This is a genomic window from Pseudomonas sp. Irchel s3a10 (assembly GCF_900187525.1).
In the GTDB taxonomy this organism is placed as follows: Bacteria; Pseudomonadota; Gammaproteobacteria; order Pseudomonadales; family Pseudomonadaceae; genus Aquipseudomonas; species Aquipseudomonas koreensis_G.
This window is the reverse complement of record NZ_FYDR01000001.1, coordinates 510,411-526,343: the sequence shown is the minus strand read 5'-3', so window position 1 is coordinate 526,343 and position 15,933 is coordinate 510,411. Positions and strand designations below refer to the sequence as shown.

The 15,933-nt window shown below is 59.3% G+C and carries 17 protein-coding genes; 5 read left to right on the top strand and 12 right to left on the bottom strand.

Annotation, left to right across the window (positions count from 1 at the left end):
• Positions 1-31 precede the first annotated feature (31 nt).
• The 8 genes from CKW11_RS02360 to CKW11_RS02325 form a co-directional block, all read right to left on the bottom strand.
• Positions 32-778, bottom strand: a complete 747-nt coding sequence (locus CKW11_RS02360) for a hypothetical protein (protein WP_095136085.1) — start codon at positions 776-778, stop codon at positions 32-34.
• A 45-nt stretch (positions 779-823) separates the two neighbouring features.
• Positions 824-1,504 carry a C39 family peptidase gene (locus CKW11_RS02355; RefSeq protein WP_095136083.1) on the bottom strand — a complete coding sequence of 227 codons (681 nt, stop codon included), beginning with the start codon at positions 1,502-1,504 and terminating at the stop codon, positions 824-826.
• A gap of 63 nt (positions 1,505-1,567) precedes the next feature.
• Positions 1,568-2,551 carry a heme utilization protein gene (locus CKW11_RS02350; protein ID WP_095136081.1) on the bottom strand — a complete coding sequence of 328 codons (984 nt, stop codon included), beginning with the start codon at positions 2,549-2,551 and terminating at the stop codon, positions 1,568-1,570.
• Between the two features lie 73 nt (positions 2,552-2,624).
• On the bottom strand, positions 2,625-3,197 hold the full coding sequence (locus CKW11_RS02345) for an adhesin (protein ID WP_095136079.1): 573 nt from the start codon (positions 3,195-3,197) through the stop codon (positions 2,625-2,627).
• A 1-nt stretch (position 3,198) separates the two neighbouring features.
• Positions 3,199-3,648 (bottom strand): hypothetical protein, encoded by a 450-nt coding sequence (locus CKW11_RS02340; RefSeq protein WP_047598518.1) that lies wholly within the window; start codon positions 3,646-3,648, stop codon positions 3,199-3,201.
• A gap of 335 nt (positions 3,649-3,983) precedes the next feature.
• On the bottom strand, positions 3,984-4,508 hold the full coding sequence (locus tag CKW11_RS02335; protein WP_095136077.1) for an AAA family ATPase: 525 nt from the start codon (positions 4,506-4,508) through the stop codon (positions 3,984-3,986).
• Complete coding sequence (gene pnuC, locus CKW11_RS02330; RefSeq protein ID WP_095136075.1) at positions 4,505-5,068, bottom strand: nicotinamide riboside transporter PnuC; 564 nt, start codon at positions 5,066-5,068, stop codon at positions 4,505-4,507. The genes CKW11_RS02335 and pnuC overlap by 4 nt, the downstream gene beginning before the upstream one ends.
• Positions 5,069-5,216: 148 nt before the next feature.
• Positions 5,217-6,851, bottom strand: a complete 1,635-nt coding sequence (locus CKW11_RS02325) for a methyl-accepting chemotaxis protein (protein WP_095136073.1) — start codon at positions 6,849-6,851, stop codon at positions 5,217-5,219.
• A gap of 295 nt (positions 6,852-7,146) precedes the next feature.
• On the opposite strand from CKW11_RS02325, the gene CKW11_RS02320 reads away from it, so the two are divergent.
• Positions 7,147-7,977, top strand: coding sequence for an undecaprenyl-diphosphate phosphatase (locus CKW11_RS02320; protein ID WP_095136071.1), 831 nt, complete (start codon positions 7,147-7,149; stop codon positions 7,975-7,977).
• Positions 7,974-8,402, top strand: a complete 429-nt coding sequence (locus tag CKW11_RS02315; protein ID WP_095136069.1) for a DUF1294 domain-containing protein — start codon at positions 7,974-7,976, stop codon at positions 8,400-8,402. The genes CKW11_RS02320 and CKW11_RS02315 overlap by 4 nt, the downstream gene beginning before the upstream one ends.
• A 115-nt stretch (positions 8,403-8,517) precedes the next feature.
• Here the strand turns inward: CKW11_RS02315 and CKW11_RS02310 are convergent, their stop codons facing one another.
• Together CKW11_RS02310 and CKW11_RS02305 are read right to left on the bottom strand one after the other, a co-directional pair.
• Positions 8,518-8,877, bottom strand: a complete 360-nt coding sequence (locus CKW11_RS02310) for an MmcQ/YjbR family DNA-binding protein (protein WP_095136067.1) — start codon at positions 8,875-8,877, stop codon at positions 8,518-8,520.
• Complete coding sequence (locus CKW11_RS02305) at positions 8,874-9,782, bottom strand: LysR substrate-binding domain-containing protein (RefSeq protein ID WP_095136065.1); 909 nt, start codon at positions 9,780-9,782, stop codon at positions 8,874-8,876. The genes CKW11_RS02310 and CKW11_RS02305 overlap by 4 nt, the downstream gene beginning before the upstream one ends.
• 125 nt (positions 9,783-9,907) lie before the next feature.
• On the opposite strand from CKW11_RS02305, the gene CKW11_RS02300 reads away from it, so the two are divergent.
• Together CKW11_RS02300 and CKW11_RS02295 are read left to right on the top strand one after the other, a co-directional pair.
• Positions 9,908-10,519: an FMN-dependent NADH-azoreductase gene (locus tag CKW11_RS02300; protein WP_027612710.1), complete on the top strand. Its 612-nt coding sequence runs from the start codon at positions 9,908-9,910 to the stop codon at positions 10,517-10,519.
• Between the two features lie 238 nt (positions 10,520-10,757).
• Positions 10,758-11,795, top strand: coding sequence for a dienelactone hydrolase (locus tag CKW11_RS02295; RefSeq protein ID WP_095136063.1), 1,038 nt, complete (start codon positions 10,758-10,760; stop codon positions 11,793-11,795).
• Positions 11,796-11,917: 122 nt separating this feature from the next.
• Here CKW11_RS02295 and CKW11_RS02290 read toward each other — a convergent pair whose 3' ends face one another.
• Together CKW11_RS02290 and CKW11_RS02285 are read right to left on the bottom strand one after the other, a co-directional pair.
• The gene (locus CKW11_RS02290) at positions 11,918-13,105 is read right to left on the bottom strand and encodes an MFS transporter (protein ID WP_095136061.1); all 1,188 of its coding nucleotides are present in this window, start codon (positions 13,103-13,105) and stop codon (positions 11,918-11,920) included.
• Between the two features lie 278 nt (positions 13,106-13,383).
• The gene (locus tag CKW11_RS02285) at positions 13,384-14,970 is read right to left on the bottom strand and encodes an ABC-F family ATPase (protein WP_095136059.1); all 1,587 of its coding nucleotides are present in this window, start codon (positions 14,968-14,970) and stop codon (positions 13,384-13,386) included.
• A 393-nt stretch (positions 14,971-15,363) separates the two neighbouring features.
• Here CKW11_RS02285 and CKW11_RS02275 point away from each other — a divergent pair, with 393 nt between their 5' ends.
• Positions 15,364-15,831, top strand: coding sequence for an anti-virulence regulator CigR family protein (locus CKW11_RS02275; RefSeq protein WP_095136057.1), 468 nt, complete (start codon positions 15,364-15,366; stop codon positions 15,829-15,831).
• Positions 15,832-15,933: the final 102 nt, after the last annotated feature.

Sequence of the window (15,933 nt, the reverse complement as noted above, 5' to 3'; positions counted from 1 at the left end):
TTTAAGCCCAATGATCGAGACTCAGCGTAGTTCAATATCCGATATTGCGTAGTGCCCTGAGTTGAGTCAGGTTGCAGTCCAGTGCGCCGGGGCTGATTCCGTTATTGTTAAGCACAACATTGAGTTGGGTCATGTTGTTGACCACGTTGGCGCTGCCCAGCAGGCGAGTGTTCTGCAGCAGGCCACCCTGGGCGACTTGTTGCAGGGCGGTGCCCTGATTGCCCGAAGCCTGAATCGCCATTTGCACACCACCGCTGCTGGCCGAAACGGCTACGCTGCCGGCGGCATTGCTGGCACCGATGGTCTGCCCGGACATCAGCGCCTGGCCTTGTGCGGGGGCCAGTGGAGGAGGGGTGTTGGCTTCTTTGACGTTGATCGCCACGTTGTTGCTGGCGGTGTTGCCGTCGCCGGCGGCGCGTACGCTTTGGGTCACGCCCTGGCTGCTGTTGAGTGCCGCACCACCAATGACATTGCCAGTGCCCGGAGTCGGGGTGCTGCCGTTGCCCTGTTCCTTGATGGTCGAGACATAAAATTCCGGTTTGATGGTGGCGGCCTGGATTTGCATCGACGTCGCAGCGCCGATCAGATCACCGCTGGCGTTGCGCCAGGTACTGCTCATGACAATGCCGAAGCTGATGATCCGCCCCGGCATGACGTACCGACCACGCAGCTCGGCGAGCTCCTGGTCCTTGATTTCGATGGGTTTGAATCCTGCATTGGCATAGCCTGACGCGCTCGCTGCCAGGCAGGCGGCGGCCAGCCAGTATGAGGTTTTCATCTGCTGCTCCCGGGACATCCAGCCCCATTTCTTTATAATCGGCGATTAAAAGAAGTCGCTCTGTATGAACCCGAAGTCCATCAATTCAGCATCTTTGACAGGGTTGAAAGAATCGAGCTTGTTCTTGGCGGTCAGCGGGGTCGGAGGACTGCGTAATGCATTGGTTTTGTCGTATCCGGGGCCGACGATGGCGAAGACAATGCCGTTCCAGCCTTTGACAAAGTCATCATGGGTGTAGCGTTTGTGACCTAGAACCGGATCTCCGATGTAAACCCAGTTCTTGTCCGAACGCTGCAGCACCACGAAATGCTTGTAGCCGCGAATTTCCAACAGTACCACCACCGGGATCGTGACTGCTTCGAGCTTCTCCGGCGGAATCTTGTAACCCCTGGCGCGCATGCCGATGCTTTCTACGTAGCGCTTCATGTCCAGCATGGAAAACCCTTGAGTACGAACAAGGTCCTGGTCAGCGTTGACCAGCATGCCTTTGATGATGTGCTCCTCATCGACGTCGAGCCAATAGGCCTGGCGCAATACCGTGGCCAGTGCGGCGGCGCCGCAACTGAAATCGGTTTTCTGTTCGACGATGTCGGCAAACTTGCGTTCACGAATGCTTTGCACGTCCTTGTAGACGAGCACGCCGCCGGGAAGGGCAGCGATAGGCATCTGGGCAGCCTGGGTCAGGCCGGACAGGCAAAGCAGAGCGAGAAGGGCAGTCTTACGCATGATCGATACGCCTTTGCGGACTGAGGAAAAGCCCCGTTTCCGGGGCTTTCGTTTCGATCGCGATTACATGCAGGCTTTGCAACCTGCAGCGATGGACAGCGAGTTGCTTTGTTGGTTGCCCACACCCGCCGAGACGTTGGCTCCGCCGTTGCCGGAGAAGTTGTTCATCGAGTTGGTCATGTTGGCATTGTTGACGACAGGCGTTTTCCAGCCATCTTTGGTCAGCACTTGCTGAGTGGTGACGCCAGCGAGGCCAAAGGTACCCACGGCTTCGAACTTGGCTTTCTGGTCATCGTTGCCGCCGTGGCCGCCGCCACGGTTACCCCAACCGCCATGGTTGTCGTCTTCGATGGTTGCAGTGCCTTTGGCTTTAAACACGCCAGCGGCCGCGTAGGTGCCGGTAAGGGTGTCGGTTTTGTAGGCCTGCACGCCTTTGTTTTCTACAACCAGGCCAGTAGAGGACTGATTGGCGGACGCGGCGGCAGTGGCTACGCGGCCACCGGATACGGCGATCGCCAGGTTGTTTTTCTGCTGGTTGAAGTTGCCGGAGGACACGTTGATGCCGATGTTGCCGGAACCATTGTTGCCCGCGTTGTTGAGCGTAGCGTTATTGAAGGTCGACGAGTTTTTCACATAGTTGTTGTTGTTGACTTGAGTTGCACTGGAGGCAGCAACTGCAGTGCCGAAAATGAAGCTTTCATCGGCGGTAGCCAAGGCGGCGGCGTTGTCTTGCTGGTTGCCGTCGCCGGCAGCAACGTTGGCGCCCATGTTGCCGTTAGAACCATTGAGCGAGTCGCTGGCGTTGGCGTTGTTGAGAGTGCCCTGGTTTTTCACCACGTTGCCGTCGCTGTTTTGTTCGTCGAGCACTGCCGCCCCGGCACCTGCGCCGATCTGCAGAAGCTGTTCCAGGGTTGGGCCTTTTGGTCCATGGTTGTCATGACCATTGCCGTGCCCGTTACCACGATCATTACCGCCAGCCTGAGCGGCCATTGCCATTACTGCTGCAAGTGCGAAAACCAGAGGTTTGAGAGCCATTGTAGGTTTCATGGTGTTTCTCCGTCGTGCTTATTAGTTGGTTAAGTGTTGGTACTTTCTAATTGCACTGCTTTTGTTGTTTGGGTCAGTCAGCGACCCGGATGCTCAGGGTGTTAGCCATACGGTTCCCCACCCCGGCACTCTGGTTCACCTGAATCACCCCTCGGCTGCCGGTGAAGGCCTGATCACTTGTCGTGACCTGGCGACTGCCGGGTGAGGTGCCAGTTGCTCCTGAGCTCGGTAAAAGCGCCACGTTCTGTTGCGACAGGGCGCTGTCGTCAACGCTTTGCGGGGCAGCACTGATGCTGATGCGCGTCACGTTGGCCATCTGGTTATTGGCCCCGGCGCCCTGGTTCACGCCCAGGATCCCGTTGCCATTACTGAAAGAGGTGCCGCCGATGGTGGCGCTGGCGTTCATCGACGGGTTGGCGGGGGTATCCAGCTTTTGCCTGACAATGGTCGTGGCGCTGGCATTGGTGCCAATGGCGATCGCCTTGGTGTTGGTCTGTTGCATCTGGTCGCCGGCGGCCTGGTTGACGTTGAAGTTGCCGCGGTACTGCATGCCACTGTTCTGGATGTCGGCGTTATTCACGGAGCCTGGATCGGCCATGGCGCTGGCGCAGCCGAAGAGGGCAAGCAGCAGAAGGGAACGATTCATCTCATTGACCTCCGGCCATGCGGGTCAGCGGAGCAAGACCTGAACTCATCGCACGGTTGACGGTGTTGGAAATCGAACCGCCCGCGCCACCGCCGTGACCGCCGCCCATGCCGGGCAGGCCGTTGGGATTGGTCAGGGTGTTCATGCCAGGCATGTTGGCGGTGGGTGTGGTGATATTGCCGCGAATCGAAGAGCCACTGGCTACACTGGCAAATTCACCGTCATCGAGTTCGGTGCTGGTCATCGCTTGATTGATGCGAGCCGAAGGGTTGGCATTGACTGTGGTTGGGTAGGGGTCTTTGCCACCGCTGCGCCCGATCGGAATGGGCTGGACGTCGCGGTTGAGAACGATCACGCCATTGCCTTCGGCCTGAACGTTGAAACTGATGAATGTGCTGGCGGCTGATCCAATCAGCAGAAGGCAGGTCAGGCCTTTATTGATATTCCCCACGGCGGCAATTCCTTCTTCAGTGGGCTGGCTCTTGTCAGCGTTGGGAAGGAGAGAGCGAAAGCTGTGCCGCTTTTGAGTTGTTGTTGATTTTCAATGGGTTGGCGATGCGCCGTGCAGCGCTGATACAAAAGCTGTTTCAGCATTGAAACAGTCGCGCAGGCAGCCACACGGTCAAGGGCGGCGCAAAGCTCTGGAACAGGGGTTTGCCGAAGACTGTTTCACTGACGTAACAGATGTTCTGACAAAACGATGAAGGCCATTGAACTCGCCGCTTTGCGCTGAGGGAGGTGTTTCAGGAATGGACACTTTCGCCCTGAACGGAGCTATTCGATGGATCAATCAGCCAATAACCGCGCGACGGCGTCAAAAGCCTGAACGCGGCGTTGATCCCAATCGCCCTGAATGATCTGCAACGGTTGCCCGTGCTGTTCCAGCCAGTCGCGGGTGGCCTGAAAGAACGCCATGCGTTCGCTCAGTTGTGGCTGGCAGCGTTGGCCGTCGTCGGTCCAGTCGATCTGCTCCGGCGACAGCAGCAGGTGCAGGTCGTAATGCCGCGCCAGCAGCTCGGGTTCCAGCCATGCCGGGCAGGCGCCAAACAGGGTCTGGCTCCAGAGGATGTTGCTCAGCAAATGGGTGTCGAGGATCAGCAATGGCGGTTGCTGTGCCCGCGCCTGATCTTCCCATTGCAACTGCCCGCGAGCGATGTCGGGGATGTCGTTGAGGCAGGTATCGCGTGGATTCTGCTCGATGAACCAGCGCACGTATTCGTCCACTCGCAGGCCGCCAAAGCGCGCCTGAAGGCCAGCGGCCAGCCAGCTCTTACCGGTGGACTCCGGGCCGGTGAGAACAACTACCTTCATCGCTGCAACGCCGGATCGGCGCGCCATTCGCGCCAGCCTTGCAGCGCAATCAGGGTGAACAGGGCATACAGCGCGGCGGTGAGGTACAGACCCTTGTACAGGAACAGACCGACGAAAATCACATCCAGCACGAACCACAGCGCCCAGCATTGCAGGCGTTTTTGCGCCATCCACAATTGCGCGACGAGGCTGAACGCGGTCAGTGCGGCATCGAGCCACGGTTGTGCGGCGTCAGTCCAGTGGGCCATGGCCGCGCCGAGCAGCAGGCTGCCGAGTGCGCCCACACTCAGGCCGAGCAGAATCGAACGCTGATCCAGGCGCGTGACTTCACGTCCGTCGTGCATCGTCCCGGCGCGGGTCCATTGCCACCAGCCGTAGACTTGCAGCGCGGCGTAAATCACTTGCAGCAACATGTCCGAATACAGCTTCACGTCATAGAAGATCCAGCTGTACAGCAACACCATGACCAGGCCGATCGGCCAGCACCACGGATTCTGTTTGACCGTCAGCCACACGGCGATCACACCGAGGGCGGCGGCAAACAGTTCAAGCCCGGACATGGGGGTTCCTTGAGGAGTTGAGGAGGGAGCGGATTGTACCCAAAAACCTGTAGGAGTGAGCCTGCTCGCGATGGCGGTGGTTCAGCCACTCTGTGGTTGACTGATACGACGCTATCGCGAGCAGGCTCACTCCTACAGGGGAACGGTGTCAGACGCGGAACTGGCGCAACAATTGGTTCAACTGCTCGCTCAACTGCCCAAGCTTTATGCTCGCCACACTCGACTGCTCCGCTGCCAGCGCCGTGCTGTGAGACAGGCCGGCCGCCTGGGTGACGTTCTGGTTGATGTCCTCGACCACATGCGCCTGTTGCAGTGTGGCGCTGGCAATCGAAGCGTTCAGGCCGTTGAGATTACGCAGGGCCTGGCCAATGGCATTCAGGCTCGCGCCGGCCAATCCCGCCTGTTCGATGGTCAGTTGCGAGGCCTTGCTGCTGTCGCCGATGACCTTCACTGCGGCTTCGGAATGATTTTGCAGGCGTTCGATCATGCCCTGGATTTCCGCTGTCGACTTTTGCGTGCGCTGCGCCAGCAACCGCACCTCATCGGCCACCACCGCAAACCCCCGGCCCTGTTCACCGGCGCGGGCCGCTTCGATGGCCGCGTTGAGCGCCAGCAGGTTGGTCTGCTCGGCAATCGAGCGGATCACCTCCAGCACACTGCCGATCTGCGTGCTTTCCGCCGCCAAGGTGCGAATCACTTCGACCGCCTGATCAATAGTTGCGGACAACTTGTCGATCTGTTGCAGGCTGCCGTCGATGTTGATCTGGCCCTGTTGCGCCTGGGCTTCGGCATCGCGCATTTCCGCAGCAGCGTGCTCGGCATTCTTCGCCACATCCTGCACGCCGTAGGTCACTTCGTTGATCGCGGTCGCCACCAGTTCCATCTGCTGCGATTGCTGCTGACTGCGCTGCTGAGCCTGAGTCGCATCGTTGCCCAGTTCGCTGGACGACTGGCCCAGGGCGCTGGCCGAAACCTGCAAGTCACCGATGACCCGGCGCAGCTTGGCGGTAAAGGCGTTGAAGTGATGCGCCAGTTGCGTGACTTCGTCCTGGCCATGGGTATCGAGGCTGCGAGTCAAATCGCTTTCACCGCTGGCGATATTGGCCATGGCGTTCACGGTTTCCTGCAAGGGACGGACGATGCTGCGGGCAATCAATATCACCAGCAGGGCCATGATCAGCGCGATAACCAGGCCGATCACCGAGGCCTTGATCAACTGAGCGCGGAACTCGCTCTGTACATCATCGACGTAAACCCCGGAACCGAGCACCCAGCCCCACGGCTCAAACAGTTTTACGTAGGAAGTTTTCGCGACCGGCTCGCTGGCGCCGGGCTTGGGCCAACGGTAATCGACCATGCCGGCGCCTTTGCTTTTGGCGATCGCAACCATCTCGTTGAACACCGCGAAACCGTCCGGGTCACGGATCGCCGAGAGGTTCTGGCCTTCGAGTTTGGGGTTGGTCGGGTGCATGACCATCACGGGGGTGAGGTCGTTGATCCAGAAGTAATCGCTCTGGTCGTAACGCAGGCCACGAATGGCGGTCAGCGCCTGTTTCTGCGCGGCGTCGCGGGTCAGGGTGCCGGCGGTTTCCAGGTCGTGGTAATAGGTCAGCAGACCGCTGGCGGTCTGCACCACATGCTGGGTTTTCTGTGCCTTGGCGTGATACAGGTCATCGTGAATCTGCTTGAGCATCAACATGCCCAAGGTCAACAACATGACCACGGCCACAATCAAGATGAGCCACAAGCGTCGGCTGATCGACACACTGCGCAAGCTGTTCATAACGCTGTCACTCCGATTTCTTTTTCTTGTAATAAATCAACGCCAGCATCCAACCACGTTTGAGTGGTCGGGCATACGCGACCCAAGTCGTATAACGCCGCTGCACTATCAAGGCTTGTCTGTTAGGATTTCGGCCCCGTGCGTGAAAACCTGAATCCAAGTTGATATTTCACGGAATTTTGACCGTTTCGTGTGGATCCTGTGCGCGCGGAATCGGTACAGCTACGCTGAATGCAGTGAACGTTAGAAAAATATTATCGGGGCATGCCCGCGTGCATCGCTCTTTGGGGGATTGATGGATCTTTGGACCGCCTTGCAGGCACTGATTCTTGGAGTTGTAGAGGGGCTGACGGAGTTTTTGCCCATTTCCAGTACCGGACACCAGATCATTGTTGCCGACTTGCTCGAGTTCGGTGGCGAACGAGCCATGGCGTTCAACATCATTATTCAGCTTGGCGCGATCCTCGCAGTGGTCTGGGAGTTTCGCCGCAAGATTCTCGATGTGGTGATTGGCCTGCCCACCCAGCCGAGTGCACGGCGTTTTACGGCCAACCTGCTGATCGCGTTTCTGCCGGCGGTGGTATTAGGGGTGGTCTTTGCCGACCTGATTCACCAATACCTGTTCAACCCGATCACCGTCGCGACCGCGCTGGTGGTGGGCGGTGTGATCATGTTGTGGGCCGAGCGTCGCCAGCATGAGGTGCACGCCGAAACCGTGGACGAGATCACCTGGAAGGACGCGCTGAAAGTCGGGTTCGCCCAGTGTCTGGCGATGATTCCTGGCACTTCGCGGTCGGGCTCGACGATCATCGGTGGTCTGCTGTTCGGCCTGTCGCGCAAGACCGCGACCGAGTTCTCGTTCTTCCTGGCGATGCCGACCATGGTCGGTGCAGCGGTGTACTCGGGTTACAAATATCGAGATCTGTTCGTGCCGGCGGATTTCCCGGTATTCGCCATCGGCTTCGTCACCGCGTTCATCTTCGCCATGATCGCCGTGCGCGGTCTGCTCAAGTTCATCGCCAGCCACAGCTACGCGGCGTTCGCCTGGTACCGGATCGTTTTTGGTCTGGTGATTCTGGCGACCTGGCAGTTCGGCTGGGTGGACTGGTCGGCGGTCAAACCATGAATGATTCCCGCGCGCGCCGCCCGGATGGACACGCGTCCCGTGGCGGTATTCAGCATCTGAAGTTGAAACTGGCAGTGCTGCTGATCGTCTGCGCCTTGCCACTGTTTGGTTCGCTGTCGATGTGGCTGCGCGGGATCTCGCTGGTGCCGTTGACTGCTTATGGCGTGGTCAGCGTGCTGGCGTTTTTCATGTACTGGGCGGATAAACGCAAGGCCCGCGCCGATGCGTGGCGCACGCCGGAGAACATTCTCCATGCCCTGGAACTCGCCGGCGGCTGGCCGGGCGCGCTGATCGCCCAACAGGTATTCCGGCACAAGACGCGCAAGGTGTCGTTTCAGATTCTGTTCTGGGTGATTGTGGCGCTGCATCAGGTGTTCTGGATCGACCAGCTGTTTCTCGGTTCGAACCTGCTGTCACTTTTCTGAATCTCCACAAATCCTCCTGTAGGAGTGAGCCTGCTCGCGATGGCGTCGCATCAGTCAAGGAGATGTCGACTGATACACCGCTATCGCGAGCAGGCTCACTCCTACAGGATCGGGTTTAGAGCAGTAATCCGATCTGGGTCTTCTTCGGCAACTTGCCCACCACCAACTGATGCGAACGCTGCAGCAATCCCTGCAATTCCTCGGCGCCCAGCGGGTAGGGCGGGTGCATGATGATCCACTGCGCCCGCGCCAGATACGGCGCGGGGTGAATCCCCGGGCGGTCGCAATGGCCGAGAAACAGGTCCTTGTCGACCTTGAACGCCAATGAATCCCCGCGCAGCCCTTGCAGGGCGAACATCTTGTTGCCGGCAATCGAGAACACCCGCACGCCGCCCCATTTGTAATCCTCCCGCGCACCCGGCAAGGCCAGGCAAAAGGCGGCGACGTCCGCTTCGTTCATCTTTCCCTGTTTCATAACAGTCGCTCCCCGCACGCATTGAACGATTCGACCAGATGATCGATCCATGCCCGCACCGCCGGCATCACCCCGCGTCGATGCGGATACACCGCCTGCAACCAGCCGCCGGGCAACGACCACTCGGGCAACAGTTGCACCAGGGCGCCGCTCTCAAGGTCGGCTTCGCAATACATCATCGGCAACAGGGTAAACCCCTGGCCGGCGAGCACACAGGCCTTGCGCACGATGAAGTCATCGATGCCCAGGCGCGCCTCCATGTTCAGTTCGACGCTGTTGCCCTGTTGATCAAGCAGACGCACGTGGACCATGCGATCGGCTTCCAGTGCGCCGAGCACCGGCAGCGACTTCAGATCTTGCGGCTGACTGATGGTCTTACCCTCGACAAAGGCCGGACTGGCCACCACGACCATTTGTGCCTGGCGCAGACGCCGGGTGACCAGCAATGGATCTTCATCGCCGAGTTCGCGCACACGCAGCGCAACGTCGAAGCCTTCAGCGACCAGATCCACCCGGCGGTTGAGCAACACCACCTCCAGTTGCACCTGAGGGAATTTGCCGAGGAATTCGCTGATCACCCATGGCAACATTTCTCGCGCCAGACCCGTGGGACAGGACACCCGCAAGCGGCCGCGTGGCTCGCTGGACATGCTGGCGACCGCTTCGTCGGCCATCTCCGCTTCCAGCAACATCGCCTGACAGTGACGCAAGTAGCGCTCGCCAACCGCGGTCAGGTTCAACTGGCGCGTGGTGCGTTGCAGCAGACGAGCGCCGAGGCGCTCTTCGAGTTCGGCAATGCGACGGGAAAGGCGGGATTTGGGAATGCCCAGTAATCGCCCGGCTGCGGCAAACCCACCGGCCTCGACCACTTTGGCGAAATAGTAGAGATCGTTGAGATCCTGCATGAAAAGTCCACCGTTCTATCAGTGGGACGAACTATCGCATTGTCGGCAGCTAATCAGCCATTGGTTTCTTCCGTAGGATTGTCTCCATTCCGTCGCCGCCGGCGATTCTTTACAGGAGATTCCACATGAAACTGCTGCACATCGATTCGAGCATTCTGGGCGACAACTCCGCTTCCCGTCAGCTGAGCAGCCAAGTCGTCAAAGCCTGGCAAGCCGCCGAGCCAACAGCTGTGGTCACCTACCGCGACCTGGCCGCCGACGCCATCAGCCACTTCTCGTCGACCACCCTGGTGGCTGCCGGTACCACCGCTGAACTGCGCGACGCCGCACAACAGCATGAAGCCGAACTGAGCGCCTCGACCCTGGCCGAATTCATCGCTGCCGACGCCATCGTCATCGCCGCGCCAATGTACAACTTCACCGTACCGACCCAGCTCAAGGCCTGGATCGACCGCGTCGCCGTCGCCGGCCAGACTTTCCGTTACACCGAAGCCGGCCCTGAAGGCCTGTGCGGTGGCAAGAAAGTGGTGATCGTCTCCACCTCCGGCGGCATCCATGCCGGTCAGGCGAGCGGCATCGCTCACGAAGAATATCTGAAGCTGGTACTGGGCTTCCTCGGCATCACCGACATCGAAATCGTCCGTGCCGAAGGTCTGGCCTACGGTGATGAAGTGCGCAACAACGCGATGAGCGCTGCTCAGGCGAAGATCAGCGAGCAACTGTTCGCCGCCGCGTAAGCATTGTGTAAAGACCAGCTGCGGTTCAGGTAGCCCCTCAAAAAACTCTGTATTCTGGTTCTGCAAGGGCCTGATGCGGAGTTTTTTGTTTCTGACTGTTGCATAATCTGGCCCGGGTTATGCAGTCAAACGATCAAAGTCTGAGTGCAGCGCTGCGCCGGATTACCGAACCACCGGGTTTCGGGCGTGTCGCAGCACAAAGGATCATTCGATTGAGTAACACAGGGTGGGCCATCCCATGATGCGTCTTTGTGCAGCGTTACTGATGTGCCTGTTCGGCAGCGTTAATTCAGTGCATGCCGCGCCGGGGCGACACCCTGTCTGGAGTGTCGGTTACCACGAGATGACATTCCTCGATCCGCTGGATCTGCAACCGATGCGCGCCATCGCCTTCTATCCCTCCAGCGATCGCGAACACAGCAGTCTGCTTGAGGGTTACACCGTCGAGGCGGGCGCCGACACCAAGGTAGCGATCGGTCGCTTTCCGATGCTGATGCTGTCCCACGGCAACACCGGCACGCCGCTGGCGCTACATGACCTTGCCACCTCGTTGGCGCGCAAGGGCTTTGTAGTGGTCGCGGTGATTCATCCCGGCGACAACTCCAAAGACCACAGCCGCCTCGGCACCCTGAGCAATCTGTATGGGCGGCCGATCCAGATTTCCGAAGCGATCACCGCTACCCTCGGTGACCCGATGCTTTCGCCGTTCGTTAACGCTGATCAGGTCGGGGTGATTGGCTATTCGGCCGGTGGCGAAACCGCGTTGATCCTCTCTGGCGCGCAGCCGGATCTGGATCGCCTGCGCCGGTACTGCCAGGAGCGTCCTGACGACCATGATGCCTGCAACACCCAGGGCGAGTTGATCGTCGACCGCGATGACCTGCAGCCAGTGGCCGATCCGCGCGTGCATGCCTTGCTGCTGATGGCGCCGCTGAGCCTGAAATTCGGTCGCAGCACTCTGGCGGACGTGCATGTGCCGGTGCTGCTGTACAGCGGCGACGGTGACAAACTGGTGGCCTTCGACAAAAACGCCGCCGCGCTGGCGCGCAAGCTGCCGACCGCACCGGACTTCAAATTGCTGGCCGGGGCAGGGCACTTCGTATTCATGGCGCCGTGCAACGAAGAGCAGATTCTCGCCATGCCGGCGCTGTGCACCGACGCTGACGGCGTGAACCGCGAAGATATCCATCGCAACCTGATTTCCGAAGCCGGGCAGTTTTTTTCTCGAACGCTGGGCAAGCCGAACCGGGCGGGGATGCAGACCGCAGATCAGTGAGCGACTCAATTCCCCTGTGGGAGCGGGCTTGCTCGCGAATGCGGTGGGTCAGTCAATGTAGATAGCGACTGATCGACCGCCTTCGCGAGCAAGCCTGCTCCCACAGTGATTTATACGAAACTTCAGGACATCGAGCTGCGCTTGAGCACCAAGGTCAACCCCAGCCCGATCACCGACAACAGCGCTGCACTGAAGAAAATCCACGCATACCCTAGATTCAACGCCACCGCGCCCATCAACGGCCCGGCAATCGCCAGCGCCAGATCAAAGAACACCGCATAAGCCCCCAATCCCGAGCCACGGCTGGAACTGGGCACCTGCTTGATCGCCTCGACCCCCAGCGCTGGATACACCAGAGACAAGCCAAACCCCGCCAGCCCTGCGCCAATCAGGGCGAACGGGGTGGACGGCGCCAGCCACAGCAAGACCAGGCCAACGGTCTCGATGCTCATGCAGGCAATCGCCGAATTGAAGCCGCCAAAGCGGCTGATCGCCGAAATGAACAGCAACCGCGACAGGATGAAACACACGCCGAACACCGTCAGGCAATACGCCGCGCCGCTCCAGCCACGGTTGAGGTAATAAAGGGTGATGAAGGTGGTCAGTGTGCCGTAACCGATCGACGCCAGAGTCAAACTGGCCCCATACGGTGCAATCCGCCCGAACACCGCCCAAAAAGACAGCCGTTCGCCGCGCACCACCGGCACCGAGGGTTTATTGCGGATCAACACCAGAGCACCCGTCGCCAGAACCGACAGTGCAATACCGAGGCTGGCAAAACCATAATCGGCGACCATCACCACGCCCAGTGGCGCGCCAATCGCTATTGCGCCATAGGAGGCAATGCCGTTCCAGCCGATCGACCTCGCCGTGTGCTCGACGCCGACCTGGCCCATGCACCAGCTGATGGTGCCGACGCCGATCAAGCCCTGTGCAACGCCGAGCAGCAGCCGACCGATGACCAGAATGATCAGGCTCGGCATCGGGAAGTCCTGCAACAGCGTGGAGATCAGCGTCAGCAGCCCGCTGAGCACAATCCCCGACAAACCATAAACAATCGCCCGTTTAGTGCCCAGCGTATCCGACATGCGCCCGGCCATCGGCCGACTGAGCAGGGTGGCCAGATATTGCGAACCAATGACCAGCCCGGCAACGATCGCACTGAACCCCAATTGCTCGTGAACATAGCTGGGCAACACCGCAATCGGCAGGCCGATGCACAGGAAGGCGACAAAGGTGTAGAAGACGATGGAAACGATCTGCAGGGTGATCGCCAGGGAGCTTTGCGGAGGCTGTTGCTGCGCAGACATTTGGACTCGTTCGCGGGCGGCGGTGGGAGAGTCGGCATCATGGCTGGGTGCTGGAATAAAAGGAAGCAGGCTAACTATTTTTTCTGGTTATCCCGATTGTTGCTGATGGCCTCATCGCGAGCAGGCTCACTCCTACAGTTGAAATGCGTCCACTGTAGGAGTGAGCCTGCTCGCGATAGTGTCGGTACCCATAAATACTGGCTCTTGGATGCAAAAAGCCCCGTCACAAGGACGGGGCTTTTATCTTGCAGCTAGCAGCTCAATACTCGAAGCTGCTCTTAGAACACCACACCCTGACTACGTAGGTAGTCATCGTAAGTGCCGCTGAAGTCAGTCACGCCATTGGCGCTCAGCTCGATGATGCGCGTGGCCAGGGACGATACGAACTCACGGTCGTGGCTGACGAAGATCAGCGTGCCCGGGTAGTTTTCCAGCGCCAGGTTCAGCGCCTCGATCGATTCCATGTCCAGGTGGTTGGTCGGTTCGTCCATGATCAGCACGTTCGGCTTTTGCAGGATCAGCTTGCCAAACAGCATGCGGCCTTGCTCACCACCGGAAATCACTTTGACCGACTTGAGGATCTCGTCGTTGGAGAACAGCATGCGGCCCAAAGTACCGCGAATCATCTGCTCGCCCTGCGTCCACTGACCCATCCAGTCGAACAGCGTCACGTCGTCTTCGAAGTCGTGCGCATGGTCCTGAGCGTAGTAGCCCAGTTCCGCGGCGTCGGTCCACTTGACGCTACCGGCATCCGGGGTCAGTTCGTTGACCAGGGTGCGCAGCAGGGTAGTTTTGCCGATACCGTTCGGGCCGATGATCGCTACGCGCTCGCCGGCTTCAACCTGGAAGCTGAAGTCCTTGAACAGTGGCTTGCCGTCGAAGCCTTTGGCCATTTTTTCGACCATGACCGCCTGACGGTGCAGCTTTTTGTTCTGCTCGAAGCGGATGAACGGGCTCACGCGGCTGGACGGCTTGACCTCGGCCAGCTGGATCTTGTCGATCGCCTTGGCGCGGGAAGTGGCCTGTTTGGCTTTCGAGGCGTTGGCCGAGAAGCGGCTGACGAACGATTGCAGCTCGGAAATCTGCGCTTTCTTCTTGGCGTTGTCCGACAGCAGTTGCTCGCGGGACTGGGTCGCCACGGTCATGTACTCGTCGTAGTTGCCCGGGAACAGGCGCAGCTCGCCGTAATCCAGGTCAGCCATGTGCGTGCACACGCTGTTCAGGAAGTGACGGTCGTGAGAGATGATGATCATCAGGCTGTTACGCTGGGTCAGGATGTTTTCCAGCCAGCGAATGGTGTTGATGTCCAGGTGGTTGGTCGGTTCGTCGAGCAACAGCACTTCCGGATCGGAGAACAGTGCCTGCGCCAGCAATACGCGCAATTTCCAGCCTGGTGAGACTTCGCTCATCGGGCCGAAATGCTGCTCCAGCGGAATACCCAGACCCAGCAGCAGTTCACCGGCACGGGATTCGGCGGTGTAGCCGTCCATCTCGGCGAACTCGGTTTCCAGCTCGGCCACGGCCATGCCGTCTTCTTCGCTCATTTCCGCCAGCGAGTAGATGCGATCGCGCTCGGCCTTGACCTTCCACAGCTCTTCGTGACCCATGATCACGGTATCGATCACGGTAAATTCTTCGTAGGCGAACTGATCCTGGCGCAGCTTACCCAAGCGCACGTTCGGCTCGAGCATGACCTGACCGCCGGACGGATCGAGGTCGCCGCCGAGGATTTTCATGAAGGTCGACTTGCCGCAACCGTTGGCGCCGATCAGGCCGTAGCGGTTGCCCGCGCCAAATTTGACCGAAACGTTTTCGAAGAGCGGCTTGGCGCCGAACTGCATCGTGATGTTAGCTGTGGAGATCAATTGCTTTACCTATCAATGGGTTGCGAGCCACACATTTGGCGCATGGGCCATTTCTGGGGCATTTTGGAGCTTTTTCTTCCCGACCCGATCAGTGCTGGCGGTAAGCCGGCAGGCGTGGGGCGAGAGCAGCATCTGGACGCGGTGTCCAGGCTGTTGGGCAATAAAGGCGGGATTCATGCCAGACATTGCGCGCATTGTCGCATAAGTCATGCGGCAGTTGTATGGCAGACGCTAATGAACCTGAAGGCTGTTGCGTAACGGTGTTCTTTGCCGCGCAAGGCTGAGGTCGGCCCGGACTGCTGGCTTGTCCCGCGCTTGGAGCAACCCAGGGAGCAACCAAAACCAGCAACATCGTCTACATTTCAAACAGGAATTTCTCATGAGAGGACGGTCATGTTTAAAACACGATTACTTGTTGCGTCTGTTACTTGCCTGGCTTTGGCGGTGAGTTCAGTAACCGCACTGGCCGATCCGGGAAATGGTAATGGTAATGGCAAAGGGAACGGCAAGGGCGGCTCCCAGAACAGTCAGGGTCACGGCAATCAGGGTGGCAAAAACAAAGGATCCAACTCGGGCAACCGGGACTATGCACCGGTGATCGATCGAAGCGGTGTGCTGGGCGTGCTCAACGGCTACAGAGACTACTGGAGCCCCGGTCCGGCACTGCCTCCCGGCATTCAGAAGAATCTGGCGCGCGGCAAGCCGTTGCCGCCAGGTATCGCCAAAAAACTGGACGGGCGACTGGCGGGGCGCCTGCCTCATTACGATGGCTACGAATGGCAGCAGGCGGGCACAGACTTGATTCTGGTAGCCATTGCGAGCGGCCTTATTTACGAAGTGCTGAATGGCGCTTTCGATTAATCGCGTGCCGGTTTTAAGGCCGCGTCTCCAGCAAAGGCCGCGCCGAAGGTCAGGAAACGGATCATGACGGCGGGGCCCTTAGGCAGCATGGCGTCCATGGTC